At 63.8% G+C, this 18,542-nt stretch carries 17 protein-coding genes; 12 read left to right on the top strand and 5 right to left on the bottom strand.

Features of this window, described 5'->3' with window-relative positions; all coding sequences use genetic code 11:
* Nucleotides 1-51 precede the first annotated feature (51 nt).
* Nucleotides 52-2,925, top strand: coding sequence for an excinuclease ABC subunit UvrA (uvrA, locus tag LJ655_RS20440; protein ID WP_230563040.1), 2,874 nt, complete (start codon nt 52-54; stop codon nt 2,923-2,925).
* 34 nt (nt 2,926-2,959) lie between these two features.
* Nucleotides 2,960-4,045 (top strand): AI-2E family transporter, encoded by a 1,086-nt coding sequence (locus tag LJ655_RS20445; RefSeq protein WP_230563041.1) that lies wholly within the window; start codon nt 2,960-2,962, stop codon nt 4,043-4,045.
* 276 nt (nt 4,046-4,321) lie between these two features.
* On the opposite strand, the gene purU is transcribed toward LJ655_RS20445, so the two are convergent.
* From purU to LJ655_RS20470, 5 genes are all read right to left on the bottom strand, one after another.
* Entirely contained in the window at nt 4,322-5,191 is an 870-nt protein-coding gene (gene purU, locus LJ655_RS20450) for a formyltetrahydrofolate deformylase (RefSeq protein WP_230563042.1), read from the bottom strand.
* 69 nt (nt 5,192-5,260) lie between these two features.
* Nucleotides 5,261-6,127, bottom strand: coding sequence for an NUDIX hydrolase (locus LJ655_RS20455; protein WP_230563043.1), 867 nt, complete (start codon nt 6,125-6,127; stop codon nt 5,261-5,263).
* Nucleotides 6,128-6,199: 72 nt separating this feature from the next.
* Nucleotides 6,200-6,814: a LysE family translocator gene (locus LJ655_RS20460; RefSeq protein ID WP_230563044.1), complete on the bottom strand. Its 615-nt coding sequence runs from the start codon at nt 6,812-6,814 to the stop codon at nt 6,200-6,202.
* Between the two features lie 75 nt (nt 6,815-6,889).
* Nucleotides 6,890-7,456 (bottom strand): adenine phosphoribosyltransferase, encoded by a 567-nt coding sequence (locus tag LJ655_RS20465; protein WP_230563045.1) that lies wholly within the window; start codon nt 7,454-7,456, stop codon nt 6,890-6,892.
* Between the two features lie 80 nt (nt 7,457-7,536).
* Nucleotides 7,537-9,534 (bottom strand): monovalent cation:proton antiporter family protein, encoded by a 1,998-nt coding sequence (locus LJ655_RS20470; RefSeq protein ID WP_230563145.1) that lies wholly within the window; start codon nt 9,532-9,534, stop codon nt 7,537-7,539.
* A gap of 216 nt (nt 9,535-9,750) precedes the next feature.
* On the opposite strand from LJ655_RS20470, the gene kdsD reads away from it, so the two are divergent.
* From kdsD to rapZ, 10 genes are all read left to right on the top strand, one after another.
* Nucleotides 9,751-10,734, top strand: coding sequence for an arabinose 5-phosphate isomerase KdsD (gene kdsD / locus LJ655_RS20475; RefSeq protein ID WP_230563046.1), 984 nt, complete (start codon nt 9,751-9,753; stop codon nt 10,732-10,734).
* The gene (locus tag LJ655_RS20480; RefSeq protein ID WP_230563047.1) at nt 10,734-11,294 is read left to right on the top strand and encodes a KdsC family phosphatase; all 561 of its coding nucleotides are present in this window, start codon (nt 10,734-10,736) and stop codon (nt 11,292-11,294) included. Before kdsD ends, LJ655_RS20480 begins: the two co-directional genes overlap by 1 nt.
* The gene (gene lptC / locus LJ655_RS20485) at nt 11,291-11,878 is read left to right on the top strand and encodes an LPS export ABC transporter periplasmic protein LptC (RefSeq protein WP_230563048.1); all 588 of its coding nucleotides are present in this window, start codon (nt 11,291-11,293) and stop codon (nt 11,876-11,878) included. The genes LJ655_RS20480 and lptC overlap by 4 nt, the downstream gene beginning before the upstream one ends.
* 39 nt (nt 11,879-11,917) lie before the next feature.
* Nucleotides 11,918-12,589: a lipopolysaccharide transport periplasmic protein LptA gene (lptA, locus tag LJ655_RS20490; protein WP_230563049.1), complete on the top strand. Its 672-nt coding sequence runs from the start codon at nt 11,918-11,920 to the stop codon at nt 12,587-12,589.
* 17 nt (nt 12,590-12,606) lie between these two features.
* The gene (lptB, locus tag LJ655_RS20495; RefSeq protein WP_230563146.1) at nt 12,607-13,383 is read left to right on the top strand and encodes an LPS export ABC transporter ATP-binding protein; all 777 of its coding nucleotides are present in this window, start codon (nt 12,607-12,609) and stop codon (nt 13,381-13,383) included.
* Nucleotides 13,384-13,568: 185 nt separating this feature from the next.
* Complete coding sequence (locus LJ655_RS20500; RefSeq protein WP_230563050.1) at nt 13,569-15,086, top strand: RNA polymerase factor sigma-54; 1,518 nt, start codon at nt 13,569-13,571, stop codon at nt 15,084-15,086.
* Between the two features lie 170 nt (nt 15,087-15,256).
* A complete protein-coding gene (hpf, locus tag LJ655_RS20505; protein ID WP_230563051.1) occupies nt 15,257-15,613 on the top strand; it encodes a ribosome hibernation-promoting factor, HPF/YfiA family in 357 nt (118 codons plus the stop codon).
* Between the two features lie 341 nt (nt 15,614-15,954).
* The gene (locus LJ655_RS20510; protein ID WP_230563052.1) at nt 15,955-16,470 is read left to right on the top strand and encodes a PTS sugar transporter subunit IIA; all 516 of its coding nucleotides are present in this window, start codon (nt 15,955-15,957) and stop codon (nt 16,468-16,470) included.
* Between the two features lie 80 nt (nt 16,471-16,550).
* Complete coding sequence (gene hprK / locus LJ655_RS20515; RefSeq protein WP_008921706.1) at nt 16,551-17,519, top strand: HPr(Ser) kinase/phosphatase; 969 nt, start codon at nt 16,551-16,553, stop codon at nt 17,517-17,519.
* Nucleotides 17,520-17,617: 98 nt separating this feature from the next.
* The gene (gene rapZ / locus LJ655_RS20520) at nt 17,618-18,511 is read left to right on the top strand and encodes an RNase adapter RapZ (RefSeq protein WP_230563053.1); all 894 of its coding nucleotides are present in this window, start codon (nt 17,618-17,620) and stop codon (nt 18,509-18,511) included.
* Nucleotides 18,512-18,542 lie beyond the last annotated feature (31 nt).

Here is an 18,542-nt window from a genome sequence, read left to right on the forward strand (position 1 = left end):
ATAGTAGCAGGTTTGGCCTGTCTCCCTTTCCGCAGTTCATGGAATAGATCCGTGGAACAAATCCGTATTCGTGGGGCTCGCACCCACAACCTGAAGAACGTCAACCTCGACCTACCGCGTCACAAGCTCGTCGTCATCACGGGGCTTTCGGGCTCCGGCAAATCGTCGCTGGCGTTCGATACGCTATATGCGGAAGGACAGCGGCGCTACGTCGAGAGTCTGTCCGCCTACGCGCGGCAGTTTCTGCAGTTGATGGAAAAACCGGACGTCGACCTGATCGAAGGTCTGTCGCCCGCCATCTCGATCGAACAGAAGGCGACTTCGCACAATCCGCGCTCGACGGTCGGCACCGTCACCGAAATCCACGACTATCTGCGGCTGCTGTTCGCGCGGGTGGGCACGCCCTACTGCCCCGATCACGAGATTCCACTCGAAGCGCAAAGCGTGTCGCAAATGGTCGACGCGGCGCTCGCGCTGCCCGAGGAGACCCGCCTGATGATCCTCGCGCCCGTCGTCTCCGATCGCAAGGGCGAGCACACGGATCTGTTCGAGGACATGCAGGCGCAAGGCTTCATCCGCTTTCGCGTGCGCTCGGGCGGCGGCACCGCCAACGAAGGCGCCGCGAAAATCTACGAAGTCGACTCGCTGCCGAAGCTGAAGAAAAACGACAAGCACACGATCGACGTCGTGATCGACCGTCTGCGCGTGCGCCCGGACATGAAGCAGCGCCTCGCCGAGTCGTTCGAAACGGCGCTGCGTCTCGCCGACGGCCGCGCGATCGCGCTCGAAATGGACACGGACAAGGAGCACCTGTTCAGCTCGAAGTTCGCCTGCCCGATCTGCTCCTATTCGCTGCCGGAACTCGAGCCGCGCCTGTTTTCGTTCAACAATCCGATGGGCGCGTGCCCCGAATGCGACGGCCTCGGCCAGATCACGTTCTTCGATCCGAAGCGGGTGGTCGCGCATCCGTCGCTGTCGCTCGCCGCGGGCGCGGTGAAGGGCTGGGACCGGCGCAACCAGTTCTACTTCCAGATGCTGCAGAGCCTCGCGGCGTTCTACGACTTCGACATCGACACCGCGTTCGAAGACCTGCCGGAGAAAGTCCGCAAGATCCTGCTGTACGGTTCGGGCAAGCAGGAGATTCCGTTCTCGTACATCAACGAGCGCGGCCGCACGTCGGTGCGCGAGCACGTGTTCGAAGGGATCATCCCGAATCTGGAGCGGCGCTATCGCGAGACCGATTCGTCCGCGGTGCGCGAAGAGCTCGCCAAGTATCAGAACAACCAGCCATGCCCGGCGTGCGCGGGCACGCGGCTGCGTCGTGAAGCCCGCTTCGTGCGTATCGGAGCGGACAGCGACGCGCGTGGCATCTTCGAGATCAGCGGCTGGCCGTTGCGCGACGCGCTCGGCTACTTCCAGACCCTGCGCCTCGAAGGCTCGAAGCGCGAGATCGCCGACAAGGTCGTGAAGGAAATCGTCGCGCGTCTGATGTTCCTCAATAACGTCGGGCTCGATTACCTGTCGCTCGAACGCAGCGCGGAAACGCTCTCTGGCGGCGAAGCGCAGCGCATTCGCCTCGCCTCGCAGATCGGCTCGGGGCTCACCGGTGTGATGTACGTGCTCGACGAACCGTCGATCGGTCTGCATCAGCGCGACAACGACCGGCTGATCTCGACGCTCAAGCATCTGCGCGACCTCGGCAACTCGGTGATCGTCGTCGAGCACGACGAGGACATGATCCGCATGGCCGACTACGTGGTCGACATGGGCCCCGGCGCGGGCGAGCACGGCGGCATGGTGATCGCCGAAGGCACGCCCAAAGAGGTGCAACGGAACGCGGCGTCGCTGACCGGCCAGTACATGTCGGGCGCGCGCACGATCGAATTTCCCGACGAGCGCAAGGAGCCCGACGAGCGGCGCCTGCGCATCGTCGAGGCGCACGGCAACAATCTGCACCACGTGACGCTCGATCTGCCGGTGGGTCTGCTGACCTGCGTGACCGGCGTGTCCGGCTCGGGCAAGTCGACGCTGATCAACGACACGCTGTATCACGCGGTCGCGCACCATCTGTACGGCTCGGCTACGGAGCCGGCGCCGTACGAGTCGATCGAGGGCCTCGAGCACTTCGACAAGGTCATCAACGTCGACCAGTCGCCGATCGGCCGCACGCCGCGCTCGAATCCGGCGACCTACACCGGACTCTTTACGCCGATCCGCGAACTGTTCGCGGGTGTGCCGGCCGCCAAGGAGCGCGGCTACGATCCGGGCCGCTTCTCGTTCAACGTGAAGGGCGGCCGCTGCGAATCGTGCCAGGGCGACGGCGTGCTGAAGGTCGAAATGCACTTCCTGCCCGACGTGTACGTGCCGTGCGATGTCTGCCACGGCAAGCGCTACAACCGCGAAACGCTCGACATCCAGTACAAAGGCAGCAACATCAGCGAAGTGCTCGACATGACGGTCGAACACGCGTATGAGTTCTTCAAGGCCGTGCCGGTCGTCGCGCGCAAGCTGAAAACCTTGCTGGACGTGGGCCTCGGCTATATCCGCCTGGGCCAGTCGGCCACCACGCTATCGGGCGGCGAGGCGCAGCGCGTGAAACTGTCGCTGGAACTGAGCAAGCGCGATACCGGTCGCACGCTGTACATTCTTGACGAACCGACCACCGGGCTGCACTTTCACGATATCGCGCTGCTGCTGGAAGTCATTCACCGGTTGCGCGACCAGGGTAATACCGTCGTGATCATCGAACATAATCTGGATGTAATTAAGACTGCGGACTGGGTCATCGATCTCGGTCCCGAAGGCGGCGCCGGCGGCGGCCAGATCATCGCGCAAGGTACGCCTGAGCAGATCGCGAAGTCGAAGGCAAGCTTTACCGGCAAGTACCTGGCGCCGCTGCTCAAGCGCACCGCCAGCGTAAAGTAACGCTGCACAACTGAAGTTGGAGACGGAATAAGCCATGACCAAGCGTAATCAGGCGCGCGAAGACGAACGGGTGCAGGACCTGCGCCCGCGCCCGGTCAGGCTGACCAGCGACATGAGCCTGCCGAAGCTGTCGGCGGTCGAAATCGGCAGCTATGCGGTGATGCTGTTCGGCATGTGGGCGGTCATCGAACTGAAGCTGCTCGGCGCGCTGCTCGCCGGAATGCTGGTGTTTCAGCTCGTGCATACGATCGCCCCGCGCATCGAACGTCACATGTCGAGCAAGCGGGCGCGCTGGCTCGCGGTGGTGATCCTGTCCACGGTGATCGTCGGCGCGCTGACGGGTCTTACGCTCGGCATCATCTCGCATTTCGAGAGTGACGTGCCGAGCGTGCAGGCGCTGCTCGATCAGGCGATGCAGCTAATCGACCAGGCGCGTGGCAGGATTCCCCAATTCATCGCGAACTCCCTGCCGGTCGACACCGAGCAGATGAAGACGAAGGCCGCGGAACTGATGCACACCCACGCGAACATGCTGCAGCAAGGCGGCACGACCGCGGCGCGCACGTTCACGCACGTCCTGATCGGCATGATCATCGGCGCGATCATCGCGGTCGGCGCGCAGAAACATACCCAGCGGCTGCCGCTGTCCACCGCGTTCGTCACGCGCGTCACGCGCTTTGCCGACGCGTTTCGCCGAATCGTGTTCGCGCAGGTGAAGATCTCCGCGCTCAATGCGGTGTTCACGGCGATCTTCCTGCTTGTGATCCTGCCGGTCTTTCACGACCGGCTGCCGCTGTCGAAGACGCTGGTGCTCGTCACGTTCATCGTGGGTCTGCTGCCGGTGATCGGCAATCTGATCTCGAACACGATCATCGTCGCGGTCGCGCTGTCGGTGAGTTTCGCGGCGGCGATGATGTCGCTCGTGTTCCTGATCCTGATTCACAAGCTCGAATACTTCCTGAATGCGCGGATCGTCGGTGGTCAGATCGAGGCGCGCGCATGGGAGCTACTGATCGCGATGCTGGTCATGGAAGCGGCGTTCGGCGTCGCCGGGGTGATCGCGGCGCCGATCTTTTATGCATATATCAAGCGGGAGCTGATTTATTTGCGGTTGGTGTGAGGGGGTGGAAGCCGGGCAGCAAAGAGTCAGCACTCACTAGCGCTCTGCCTCGCGCAGGTCGTTCACGCTCCGGCTGAAACGCGGCGCATCCTCGCTCCTGGAGAGCGGATTCTGATCGGTGCGGTGGGGATTGCGGTGGCCGTGCCGAACCTCACGGACCCGCTGATCTGACTGAACAGGCCGAATGGGCGCCGCCGTTCCGCGCAAAACGCGAATCTCGCGAGAAGCACGGGCGGCGCGGCGGCGCGCTCGTAACGCAGCTTTCCGGCGCGGCTTTTAGCGGAACACGACCGTCTTGCTGCCGTTCAGCACGACGCGATGCTCGACGTGCCACTTCACCGCGCGCGCGAGCGTCACGCACTCGACGTCGCGGCCGATCGCCGTCAGTTGATCCGGCGTCATGCTGTGGTCCACGCGCTCGACTTCCTGCTCGATGATCGGACCTTCGTCGAGATCGGTCGTCACGTAGTGAGCGGTCGCGCCGATCAGCTTCACGCCGCGATCGAATGCCTGGTAATACGGCTTCGCGCCCTTGAAGCTCGGCAGGAACGAGTGATGGATGTTGATCGCGCGGCCGGCCAGCGCCTCGCACAGTTTCGGCGACAGGATCTGCATGTAGCGCGCGAGCACCACGAGGTCGGCCTGGTGCTCGTTGATCACTTCGAGCACGCGCGCTTCCTGTGCGGCTTTCGCATCCGGCGTGCCGCCGAGCAGCGGGAAATGATGGAACGGGATGTCGTAGCTCGCGGCGAGCTGGTAGAACTCCTTGTGGTTGGAGATGATCGCCGGGATCTCGATATTGAGCTGACCGGTGCGATAGCGGAACAGCAGATCGTTCAAGCAGTGACCGATCTTCGACACCATGATCACGACGCGCGGCTTCACGCTCGCGTCGTGCAACTCCCAGCTCATGCCGAACTGTTCGGCGAGCGTCACGAACGATGCGCGCAGGGCGTCGAGGCCCGGATCGCCACCCACCTGCTGAAAATGCACGCGCATGAAGAACTCGCCGGTGCCGCTGTCGCCGAACTGCGCGGAGTCGAGAATATTGCTGCCACGTTCGAACAGAAAGCCCGACACGGCGTGAACGATGCCGGGCCGGTCGGCGCACGACAGTTTGAGGATAAAGCTGTGATCGGTCGACATGACCTCGGTGACTCCCTTCTTCAATGCGTGGTTTGTTCCAGTGTGTACCGGCTGCGGGGACAGCCCGGGCTAGCCCAGCGGCGGCGGCGCGAACAGCGCGTCGATGCCCGCGCACGCGTCCTCGTCGATCCAGCGGCGGCGCAGCAGGCAATCGAGCGTCGCGAGGCTGGCATCGACGGTCAGCGCGCCCTCCTCGATCCAGCGCGCGACTTCGTCGATGCGTGCGAGCCGGTGTTCACCCACTTCGCCGTCCTGGTTGTGCGGCGCGAAGTCGGCGGGCAGCGCGAGGTCGTAGATGAAAATCTGCTCGGCCTGCGTGCCTTCCGGCAGCGATTGCAACACGTGCGCGGTGCGGCCCGCCACCGCGCTCGCGGCGATCTCCGCCGGAATGCCCGCTTCTTCCCAGCATTCCTTCACGATCGTCTCGGCGATGCCCAAGCCCCAGCCGATCCCGCCCGCAACGACATTGTCGAGCATGCCGGGATCTGTCGCTTTCGTGTCGCTACGGCGCGCGATCCACAATTGCGGGGGCCCGCCAAAGGGCGCGCCGCCATGCGCGTATTCTACGACGCCGTTCAGATGCACCGCGTAGGTCATCGTGCCGAAGAAGCGCGACGCCGCGCGCTCGATATAGGCGAGCGGCGTTGCGTCGAACGCGTTGCGGATAGCATAGGTTTCATTGCGCCAGCCGGGGATGCAGCCATCGGCGGCCAGCGCGCCGATCACGGAAGCAAGCGCCGCGCTGCGCAGATCGACGGTATCGAACCTCGCGGCGAGCGTCACGCCGCCGTTCGCAATCTCGAACACGTCGGGCCAACGCGCGAGCTGCTGCACGTCGCGTTCGCGAATCCAGCCGACCTGTTCGACGCCGATCAGAAACGGCCGATGGGCGGTCGCGTCGAAGCGGCGCGCGGCGGTGATGCAAGGCAATGTCATCGAAAACTCCAGACTGTCCGCCGTCGCGGCGAAGCGGGGTAAAGCACTAGCAGGTGTGTTGCGGGATACCTTTCAGTCGCGCAATGCGACGCGAATCCCGATCGCGATGAACGTCGCGCCGGCCGCGCGATCGAGCCACGCGCCCACACGCGGCCGCCGTCTGAGCCAGCCGCCGATGATCCCCGCGCACACGCCGAACAGCGAAAACACGACGACGGTCTGCAACATGAACAACGCGCCGAGTTCCAGCATCTGCACGGTCACGCTTTGCGCGCCGTGCGGCTGCACGAACTGCGGCAGGAACACGACGAAGAACAGCGTGACCTTCGGGTTCATCAGATTGCCGAGCACGCTCTGGCGAAACACCGTTGCAAGCGGCTGCGGCGCACGCTCGTGCGCGGTCGCGAGCCCCTGGCTGCGCAAGGCCTTGACGCCGATCCACACCAGATATGCGGCGCCCGCGAGCTTGATCACTTCGAATGCGAACGGCGACGAACGCAGCAACGCGGCGACGCCGAGCGCGGCGAGCGTCGTGTGAAACGTGATGCCGGCGGCGAACCCGAGTGCGGCGACGAGGCCGGCCGCGCGGCCCTGCGAGATGCCACGCGCGAGCACCTGCAGATTGTCCGGGCCGGGCGCCACGGTGATCGCGATCGAGGTGGCGAGGAACAGCAGGAAGTTGGGCATGGTTGTGATCTTTGGGTTGGACTTTTGCTGCTCGTACAGCGCAAAAGCTTGCGCCGCGCCGTAGGACGTCCCGGCTCAATGACCGTCGAAACTCGTCACCGTATAGAGCGGCAGGCCGCCGTCGGCCAGCAGCTTCGAGCCGCCCAGCTCGGGCAGATCGACGATCGCCGCGCCTTCCACGACGACCGCGCCGAGCCGCTCGAGCAGCAGTTTGCCGGCCATCATCGTGCCGCCGGTCGCGATCAGATCGTCGATGATCACGACGCGGTCGCCCGGCTCGCACGCATCCTCGTGAATCTCGACAGTCGCGGTACCGTATTCCAGTTCATACGATTGCGAGATCCGCTTGTACGGCAGCTTGCCCGCCTTGCGGATCGGGATGAAGCCGAGACTCAGCTCATGCGCGACGATCGGCCCGATGATGAAGCCGCGCGCATCGAGCCCGGCGATGTAGTCGAGCTTCGCGTCGATATAGCGCTGCACGAACAGGTCGATCATCACGCGCAGCGACTTCGGCTCACGCAGCAGCGGCGTGATGTCGCGGAACTGCACACCCGGCTGCGGCCAGTCGGGCACCGTGCGAATGTGACTTCTGATGTAGTCGGCCGCATCGAGCGGCGCGCTCGCGAGCGCGTTGGACATGATGTCTCCGGATGGACCTCGACAGGTCCGGTGAAAAGCTTGAATCAGAGCCGCCCGGCAGAACGGGCCCGCGTCAGGGCTCAGGCCGCGGCGGCGCGGCGATGCTTCGACAGCAGCTCCTCGGCTTGCGCCAGTTGCTCGGGCAGACCGCGCAGCACCACGATGTCGCTCGCGCGCAGTTTCGTCGACGGGTCCGGTTCGACACCGCGGATTCCGTGCCGGCGGATCGCGGTCACTTCGACGCCGAGTTCGAACAGACCCAGTTCGGCGAGCGTGCGGCCCACCGCGTCGGCGCTCTCGTCGACCGGCACCGATTGTAGCCGCACCTGCTCATGGCCGTCGTCGTCGTCGATGTCGTCGGCGCCGTGGAAATAGCCGCGCAGCAGCGAGTAGCGTTCGTCGCGCATCTCCTCGACACGCCGCACCACGCGCCGCATCGGCACGCCCATCACGACGAGCGTGTGCGACGCGAGCATCAGGCTGCCCTCGACGATCTCCGGAATCACCTCCGTCGCGCCGGCGGCGAGCAGTTTCTCCAGATCGGCGTCGTCGACGGTGCGCACGATCACCGGCAGCGTCGGCTCCATGTCGTGAATGTTGTGCAGCACCCGCATCGCCGACGGCGTGTTCGCGTACGTGATCGCGATCGCGCCGGCGCGATGCAAGCCCGCGGCCAGCAGCGACTCGCGCCGACCCGCGTCGCCGAACACGACCGATTCGCCGGCCGCCGCGGCCGCCGCGACACGGTCGGGATCGAGGTCGAGCGCGACATAGGAGAGCCCTTCGTGCTCGAGCATGCGCGCGAGGTTCTGCCCGGCGCGGCCATAGCCGCAGATGATCACATGGCCGCTCTGCTTGAGGCTTTGCGTGGCGATGCGCGTCATCTGCAACGACTGCATCATCCATTCGGTCGACGAAAGCCGCAGCACGACGCGGTCCGCGTTCTGGATCATGAACGGCGCGGCGAGCATCGATAGCAGCATCGAGGCGAGAATCGCCTGCAACAGCGTCGCGTCGACCAGATGCCGGTCGAGAATCAGGTTCAGCAGCACGAAGCCGAACTCGCCCGCCTGCGCGAGACCGATGCCGGTGCGCATCGCGACGCCGGGCGTCGCGCCGAAAAGCCGCGCGAGGCCGGTGATCATCACCGCCTTCAGCAGCACGGGGCCGATGAAAAAGGCCAGCACGACGAGCGGATGCTCCCAGATCACGCGCGGGTTGAGCAGCATGCCGGTCGTCACGAAGAAGAGCCCGAGCAGCACGTCGCGAAACGGCTTGATGTCCTCCTCCACCTGATGCCGGTACGGCGTCTCGGCGATCAGCATGCCGGCGATGAACGCGCCGAGCGCGAGCGACAGCCCGAATTTGTCGGTGATGAACGCGGCGCCGAGCGTCACCAGCAGCAGATTGAGGACGAACAGCTCCTGCGAGCGGCGCCGCGCGACCACGTTGAACCAGCGCGTCATGACGCTCTGCCCGACGATCAGGAGCAGCGCGAGCGCCACGACGATCTTGATCGCCGCGACGCCGAGCGCGCTGACCAGATTCTCCGAGCGGCCGCCGAGCGCCGAAATGATGATCAAGAGCGGCACGACCGCCAGATCCTGAAACAGCAGCACGCCGAAGATATTGCGGCCGTGCTCGGTTTCGATTTCGAGCCGCTCCGCGAGCATCTTGCTGACGATCGCCGTCGATGACATCGCCAGCGCGCCGCCGAGTGCGATACACGCCTGCCAGGTGATATGCACCCAGCGCTCGAGCACGAACCCGAGCGATACCGCCACCGCGACAGTGCCGAGCACCTGCAGCAAGCCGAGTCCGAATACGAGCCGGTGCATCGTGCGCAGCTTGGCGAGCGAAAACTCGAGTCCGATCGAGAACATCAGGAATACGACGCCGAATTCAGCGAGATTCTGCGCGCCCCCCGAATCGGGAACCAGTCCGAGCGCATGCGGCCCGACGACGATGCCGACCGTCAGGTAGCCGAGCATCGGCGGCAGATTCAGGAAGCGAAAGATCACCACGCCCACTACCGATGCCAGCAGCAGAAACAGCGTCATTTCGAGCGGGGAAATCATCGGCAAAAACGCATGGGTGAAGCGTCCTCGTTCGTCAGCGGAATCACGCACGAGAACGCCGTGCGACTTGGTTGATGGGGCCGGCAAAAAGCCGCTAAAGAGCGGCAAAGCGGCCGAAAATGGGATTCTCGACAGGCCGATGCGGACAGCGGCCCAGCGCTGGCTCAGCGCTGTAGGCCCGGCGCGGCGAACAGGCGCCTTTGCTATACTCCGCGCATGATAGCGAAAATCAATGGCGACAGGGCACTCGCGCTTGCGCGTGACGTGCTCGATATCGAAGCGGACGCTGTGCGCGCGCTTCGCGACCAGCTCGACGGCGATTTCGTCGGTGCGGTCGATCACATCCTGAGTTGCCGTGGACGCGTGGTTGTCTCCGGCATCGGCAAGTCCGGCCACATAGCCCGCAAGCTCGCGGCCACGCTGGCGAGCACCGGCACGCCCGCGTTCTTCGTGCATCCCGCGGAAGCGAGTCATGGCGACCTCGGCATGGTCACCGCCGACGACGTCTTCCTCGCGCTATCCAATTCCGGCGAAACCGAAGAGTTGATGGCGATCCTGCCGCTCATCAAGCGGATCGGCGCAAAGCTGATCGCGATGACGGGCCGCCCGGGCTCCAGCCTCGCGCGGCTCGCCGATGTGCATCTGAATTCCGGCGTCGCGAAGGAAGCCTGCCCGATGAATCTCGCGCCCACCGCCAGCACTACCGCCGCGCTCGCGCTCGGCGACGCGCTTGCGGTCGCGGTGCTCGACGCGCGCGGCTTCGGCCGTGACGACTTCGCTCGCTCGCATCCCGGTGGCGCGCTCGGCCGGCGCCTGCTGACCTACGTGCGCGACGTCATGCGCACCGGCGACCAGTTGCCGCAGGTCACACCCGAGGCGACCGTTCGCGATGCCCTCTTTCAGCTGACGGCCAAGCGCATGGGCATGACCGCGATCGTCGACCGCGAGGGCCGTGTGACGGGCATCTTCACGGACGGCGACCTGCGCCGCGTGCTTGAACGCGACGGCGATTTCCGTCAATTGCCGATTGCCTCGGTCATGACCGCCGGCCCGCGTACGATCGGTCCAGACCATCTCGCGGTCGAAGCCGTGGAACTCATGGAGCGCTATCGCATCAATCAGATGCTGGTCGTCGACGAAAAGGGCACGCTGATCGGCGCGCTCAACATGCACGACCTGTTTTCGAAGAAGGTGATCTGATGGCCGTTGCCCCTCCTACCGCTACTGAACGCGCAAGCCGCGTGAAGCTGATGATTTTCGACGTCGATGGCGTGCTGACCGACGGCGGCCTGCTGTTCACCGCGGAAGGCGACACGATGAAAGGCTTCAACTCGATGGACGGCCACGGCATGAAGCTGTTGCGCCAGGCAGGCATCGAAACGGCGATCATCACCGGGCGCAAGTCGGGCATCGTGGCGGCGCGGGTGAAAGAAATGAACATCGCGCACGTGTACCAGGGCGTGCAGGACAAGCCGGCGGCATTCGCCGACCTGCTGCAGCAAACCGGCCTCACCGCCGAGGACTGCGGCTACATGGGCGACGACTGGGTCGATCTCGCGGTGATGCTGCGCGTCGGCTTTGCGGCCGCGCCGGCTAATTCGCATCCCGAGGTGATCGCGCGCGCGCACTGGGTCAGCGAGGCGCGCGGCGGCCACGGCGCGGCGCGCGAAGTGTGCGACACGCTGCTGCGCGCACAGCACAAATATGAAGCACTGCTTGCGGCGGCGTGTAGCGGCGAGCAACGAGGTCTCGTGGGATGAACCAGTTTCGCCTGACTTCGCTGATCCCGCTCATCGCAATGGCGGCGCTCGCCGGCATCACGTGGTGGCTGCTGCAAGCCACCATGCCGCGCAAGACCGACAACGAGATCCGCCCGAAGGAGCACACGCCGGACTACTTCGCCGACAACTTCTCCGTGTCCGAACTCGACCAGTCGGGCACGACGCAGTACCGGCTGACCGCACAGTCGTTGATCCACTATGAGGACGACGAAATGAGCGATCTCGTCAAGCCGGCGATGCGCGCGTTCCAGCCCGGCAAGCCGATCGTCACCGCGACCGGCGACACCGGCACGGTCAACGCCGACGCTTCGATCGTCAATCTGTACGAGAATGCGCGCATCCTGCGCGCGCCCGGTGGTGGCGATCCGCAGATGCAAGCCGATTCCGAGCATTTCAGGGTCCTCGTCAACGACGATGTGATCGAGACTGAAAAGCCAGTTAAACTTCAGCGCGGCATGTCGGTGATGACTGCCAGCGGCATGAAATACAACAATGTCACCCGGTTTATGCAGCTGTTCGGCAATGTAAGAGGCGCAATCGCCGCGTCCGATTCCGGCCACTGATCCAGCGCATACCGGGTAATCCATTCCAGGCGTGACTGCATGAACCAATCGTTCCTCCGTTTTGATACCGGCCGCTCGCGCGCGCTGTCCGCGTGCCGCGCCGGACTCGCTGCGCTCGTCGTCGCGCTGCCGCTCGTCGGCTTCGCGCCGCTCGCGCACGCAGACCGCGCCGACAAGGACAAGCCGCTAAACATCGAAGCGGACAACATGACTTATGACGACCTGCGGCAGGTCAGCGTCTTTACCGGCCACGTGGTCGCGACCAAAGGGACCATCCTGATCAAGGCCGATCGCGTCGAAGTGTCGCAAGACCCGCAGGGCTACCAGTTCGCGACCGGCACCTCCAGCGGCAGCAATCTGTCGTATTTCCGCCAGAAGCGCGAAGGGCTCGACGAATACATCGAAGGTACGGCCGTCCGTATCGACTACGACGGCAAGCGGGATCTGACCACGCTGACCACCAACGCGACTGTGCGCCGCCTGCAGAGCATGACGACGCTGCTCGACCAGGTGCACGGCAGCGTAATCACCTACGACGGCCAGAATGACTTCTATACCGCGAAGGCGGGCAAGGACGTCGCCGGTCCGGGCAACCCGACCGGGCGCGTGCGCGCGATGCTGACACCCCGCAACGCCGGCGCCGCGCCGCTGACCGGCGCGTCGGCCGCGCTCACGCCGTCCAACTCGATCCAGGGAGTGCCGAACGAGTGAGCACCATCAGCAGCACCATCGCGCCCCTCCCCCACCGCAAGCCGGCCGGCACCAGCAGCTCGCTGGTCGTGCGCAATCTGAAGAAGCGCTATGGGTCGCGCACGGTCGTCAAGGACGTGTCGCTCGACGTGAAGAGCGGGGAGGTGGTCGGTCTGCTCGGCCCGAACGGCGCCGGCAAAACCACGTCGTTCTACATGATCGTCGGCCTCGTGCCTCTCGATGCCGGCGAAATCGATCTCGACGGCAAATCGATCAGCCTGCTGCCCATTCATAAACGCGCGTCGCTCGGCCTGTCGTATCTGCCGCAGGAAGCGTCGGTGTTCCGTAAGCTAAGCGTCGAGCAGAATATTCGCGCGGTGCTGGAACTGCAGCACGAGGAAAACGGCAAGCGCCTCAGCAAAGAGGCGATTACATCACGCACCGAAGCGCTGCTCGACGAACTGCAGATCGCGCATCTGCGTGAAAATCCGGCGCTGTCGCTGTCCGGCGGCGAGCGTCGCCGGGTTGAAATTGCGCGCGCGCTGGCAACCAACCCGAGCTTCATTCTGCTCGACGAGCCGTTTGCCGGCGTCGATCCGATCGCGGTTCTGGAAATCCAGAAGATCGTCAAGTTTCTGAAGCAGCGCAATATCGGCGTCCTGATTACCGACCACAACGTGCGCGAAACGCTCGGCATCTGCGACCACGCGTACATCATCAGCGACGGCAGCGTGCTGGCCGCCGGTGCGCCCAGCGACATCATCGAAAACGAGAGCGTGCGACGCGTCTATCTGGGCGAGCACTTCCGCATGTAAGCACGCACGGCGTCCCCCGTGCCGCAAGCTCGCGGGGCCGGGGACGCCGTTTTTGCGGCACCCGCACATCCCGTTTTCAGGCGGCGCAGGCTGGCGCCGCGCGCCGATTGGGCGTATCTGCAAATTGCGAGTGCCGCAAGGTATCGCGGTCGTGGCAAACTCTCTACAATGAATCTCAACTTGCCATGAAAGCCAGCCTCCAACTCCGCCTATCGCAGCATCTTGCGCTGACGCCGCAACTGCAACAGTCCATCCGGCTGCTGCAGCTGTCGACGCTCGAATTGCAGCAGGAAGTCGCCATGGCGATCTCGCAGAATCCGCTCCTGGAAAACGAAGACGAGTGGATAGCGAGCCCGTTGCGAGTGGCGGCCGACGGTTCCGTGATCGCCCAGACGCCAGGCTCCTCAGCGCCGGTCGATCCGATGGCCGGCAACGGCTCGGCGTCGCCCGAGAGCTCCGGCGAGCGCGCCGAAAGCGGCGAACCTCAGAGTGTCGACGAATACAACGGCCTCGGCGGCGACGGCGGCGGCGATTCGTCGCAGTGGAACCTCGACGACTACGGCCGATCCGGCAACGCGTCAGACGACGACGACCTGCCTCCCCTGCAAATCCACGAATCGAGCACGTCGCTGCGAGATCACCTGATGGCGCAACTGCGCGTCACCCAGGCGAGCCCGCGCGACCGCGCGCTCATCACGTTCCTGATCGAATCGCTCGACGACGACGGCTATCTCGCCGCGACGCTCGAAGAAGTGCTGGCTGACCTGCCCGAAGAACTCGAAGTCGATGTCGACGAACTGAATGCTGCGCTTGCGCTGCTGCATAGCTTCGACCCGCCGGGAGTCGGCGCGCGGTCCGCGTCCGAATGTCTGAAGCTGCAATTGCTGCGGCTCGATCCATCGCCCACGCGCACACTCGCGCTAGACATTGTCGGCCATTACCTGGAGCTGCTTGCCGCGCGCGATTTCACGCGCTTGCGCAAGCACCTGAAGGCCAGCGACGACGAACTGCGTGATGCGCACGTGCTCATCCGTTCGCTCGAACCCTTTCCGGGCGCCGCCTACGGCAAGGCCGAAGCGGACTACGTGGTGCCCGACATCATGGTGCGCAAAACAGCACAGGGCTGGCAAGCGGAACTGAATCCCGAGGTGGTGCCGAAGCTGCGCATCAACCATCTGTACGCGAATATTCTGCGCAATAACCGCGGCGATCCGGGCAGCGGTTCGTTGCGCCAGCAACTTCAGGAAGCACGCTGGCTGATCAAAAACATCCAGCAGCGATTCGAGACGATCCTGCGAGTTGCGCAGGCTATCGTCGAGCGTCAAAAGAGCTTTTTTGTGCATGGCGAAATCGCCATGCGCCCCTTGGTTTTGCGGGAAATAGCTGATACGCTGGACCTACACGAGTCGACTGTCTCGCGTGTGACAACCGGTAAATACATGCTGACCCCATTCGGGACGCTGGAATTCAAGTACTTTTTCGGCTCGCACGTTTCGACAGACACCGGCGGCGCGGCCTCCTCCACGGCCATTCGAGCGCTGATCAAACAACTGATAGGAGCGGAAAACCCGAAATCGCCTCTTTCAGACAGTCGCATAGCCGAACTGCTGGCGGAACAGGGCTTCGTGGTCGCACGTCGTACCGTTGCGAAATACCGTGAGGCGCTCAAGATCCCGGCAGTCAACCTGCGCAAGTCTCTGTAGCCCGTCGCGTTTTGCAGCGGGCATTTACCGGCCGCTCCGCACCTGGCGGACAGGCCGGCCGCTGCGACCTGCCAGATGTCCGTCACCGGGGGGCGACACAGGCAAGCCGTCAGATCGACCGGACCTTTGTCATTGTGCGGACCAAGCGGCCATTAGCTTGGAGAAGCACTATGAATCTCAAGATCAGTGGACACCACCTCGAAGTAACGCCTGCGTTGCGCGAATACGTGATCACCAAACTGGACAGGGTGCTAAGACATTTCGATCAGGTCATCGACGGCAGTGTGGTCCTCTCGGTCGACAACCATAAGGAAAAGGAGAAGCGTCAAAAGGTGGAAATCAACCTCCACCTGAAGGGTAAGGATATCTTCATCGAGAGTTGTGACAGCGATTTGTACGCTGCGATCGATCTGATGATCGACAAGCTCGACAGGCAGGTGATACGCCACAAGGATCGTCTGCAAGGCCATCAGCACGAAGCGATCAAATATCAGCCGGCGACCCCACAAGAGGTGCCGCCGCAATAGGAGAAATTAGAGGGAATTCCTCATTTCCCCTGAGCTCGTCAAACCGCCCGCGACCGGGCGGTTTTTCGTTTCGGCCCGCGGTTTGCGCTCACCGCCGCCGCGCCTTGTCGAGGCCGCTTTCGACCGTTTCCCGCACACGTTTGCGCAGCGCGACATGCGCCGCTTCGCAAGCGGCAAAAACCTGATATGCATGGATGGCGCGCCGCACCATCGGCTGTCACCCTGATCTATAATGTTCCAGTTGCCATCGGGGTCAAGCCAGTTCTGATGAAGTATGGCCGGCCAAAGTCGCACGCTTTTGCGATCGACTCTCACCGCCAGTCTTCGCCAGCATCGAACGAATGGAACGCCACTCAACCGCCCCGGTGGGGAGAACTCAGGCCACGTTTTCGCCTGTCAAAATGAATCGTTTAGCCAAATTTCTTCCCCTCGAGAACGTCGTCATCGGACTATCGGTCACCAGCAAGAAACGCGTGTTCGAGCAAGCGGGCCTGATCTTCGAGAACCAGAACGGCATCGCCCGCAGTACCGTCACTGACAATCTTTTTGCGCGAGAACGACTCGGCTCCACCGGGCTCGGCGAAGGCGTCGCGATTCCGCACGGGCGGATCAAGGGCCTCAAGCAGCCGCTCGCCGCATTCGTCAGACTCGCCGAACCTATCCCCTTCGAAGCACCGGACGGCCAGCCGGTAGCGCTGCTGATCTTCCTGCTGGTCCCCGAACAGGCCACTCAACAGCACCTCGAAATTCTTTCCGAGATCGCGCAGCTGCTTTCCGATCGCGACGCCCGCGAGCGGTTGCACACTGAAGAAGACCGCGAATCGTTGCATCGCCTGCTCACTCAGTGGCAACCTTGATGCAACGGCGGCGGTCGTTCGTACGCGCGCACGCACGCAAGTAAGGCCCGGCAAGCGGCTCAAACTGGAGTCACTGACTCATGGATACGTCCAGCATCAACGCCCAGAGCATTTTCGACGACAACGCCGCCATGCTGAAGCTCAGCTGGCTCACGGGGCATGAAGGCTGGGAGCGCGGCTTTTCTTCGGAATCGGTCGCCAATGCCACCTCGAGCGCCGATCTCGTCGGCCACCTGAACCTGATCCACCCGAACCGGATCCAGGTGCTCGGCGACGCTGAAATCGACTACTACAAACGTCAGACCGATGAAGACCGCTCGCGCCACATGGCGGAGCTGATCGCGCTCGAGCCACCGTTTCTCGTCGTTGCGGGGGGAGTCGCCGCGCCGCCGGAGCTGGTGCTGCGCTGCACGCGCTCGTCGACGCCACTGTTCACGACGCCGACCTCGGCGGCCGCGGTGATCGATAGCCTGCGTCTTTACATGTCGCGCATTCTCGCGCCACGCGCGACGCTGCATGGCGTATTTCTGGACATCCTCGGCATGGGCGTGCTGCTGACCGGCGACTCGGGACTCGGCAAAAGCGAACTCGGCCTCGAGCTGATCAGCCGCGGCCACGGTCTCGTCGCCGACGACGCGGTCGACTTCGTGCGCCTCGGCCCGGACTTCGTCGAAGGACGCTGTCCGCCGCTCCTGCAGAACCTGCTCGAAGTGCGCGGCCTGGGTCTGCTCGACATCAAAACGATCTTCGGCGAAACGGCGGTACGCCGGAAAATGAAGCTCAAGCTGATCGTGCAACTGGTGCGCCGTCCCGACGGCGAGTTCCAGCGGCTGCCGCTGGAAAGCCAGACCGTCGACGTGCTCGGCCTGCCGATCAGCAAGGTGACGATCCAGGTGGCCGCGGGCCGCAACCTCGCGGTGCTGGTCGAAGCGGCCGTGCGCAACACGATCCTCCAGCTGCGCGGCATCGACACGCTGCGCGACTTCATGGATCGGCAACGTCTCGCGATGCAAGATCCCGATAGCCAGTTTCCCGGCAAACTGATCTAAGCCAGCCGCAGCGCCATGAAGCGCCCGTAGAAGGCCGGCCGCGGGCACGCGCACGGAGCCCCAGATGCTATGATGAAATCTACGCTTTCGACGACTCCATGCGCATAATTCTGATCACCGGTATATCCGGCTCCGGCAAGTCGGTTGCCCTGAACGCGCTCGAAGACGCGGGCTATTACTGCGTCGACAATCTGCCGCCGCGTTTTCTGCAGCAACTCGCTACCTACCTCGCCGCGGACGGCCAGGATCGTCTCGCGGTCGCGATCGACGCGCGCTCCGGTTCGTCGCTCGACGAAATGCCAGCGATGATCCGCGACCTCAAGCGCTCGCACGACGTGCGTGTGCTGTTTCTCAGCGCGAGCACGCAGTCGCTGATTCAACGCTTTTCCGAAACGCGTCGCCGCCATCCCCTATCCGGCTCGCCCGCGCACGACGCAGACGTGGGCCTGCTCACGTCGCTCGCCGAAGCGATCGAGCGCGAGCGCGAACTAGTCGCGGGCCTGGCGGAATTCGGCCATCAGATCGACACGAGCAATCTGCGCGCGAACGTGCTGCGCGCGTGGGTCAAGCGCTTCATCGAACAGGAGGATGCGGGGCTCGTGCTGATGTTCGAGTCGTTCGGCTTCAAGCGCGGCATACCGCTCGACGCGGATTTCGTATTCGATGTGCGCACGCTGCCGAATCCATACTACGATCATGAATTGAGGCCGCTCACCGGCCTCGACAAACCGGTGATGGATTTTCTCGATGCGCAGCCTGTTGTCCACGAGATGATCGACGACATCGAGAAGTATCTGTCCAAGTGGCTGCCGCATTTCCGCGACGACAATCGCAGCTACCTGACCGTCGCAATCGGCTGCACAGGCGGCCAGCACCGCTCGGTATTCATCGCGGAGACGCTTGCCGCGCGTCTTGCAACATCGGCGAATGTGATTGTGCGGCACCGCGATGCGCCGGTCGACGTCGGCGATTCATCGAAGCTGGTGGCTTAACCGGCCGCATCGCGCGGCCTTAACCCGAAGC

The organism is Paraburkholderia translucens (assembly GCF_020881035.1).
GTDB classification, from domain to species: Bacteria; Pseudomonadota; Gammaproteobacteria; order Burkholderiales; family Burkholderiaceae; genus Paraburkholderia; species Paraburkholderia translucens.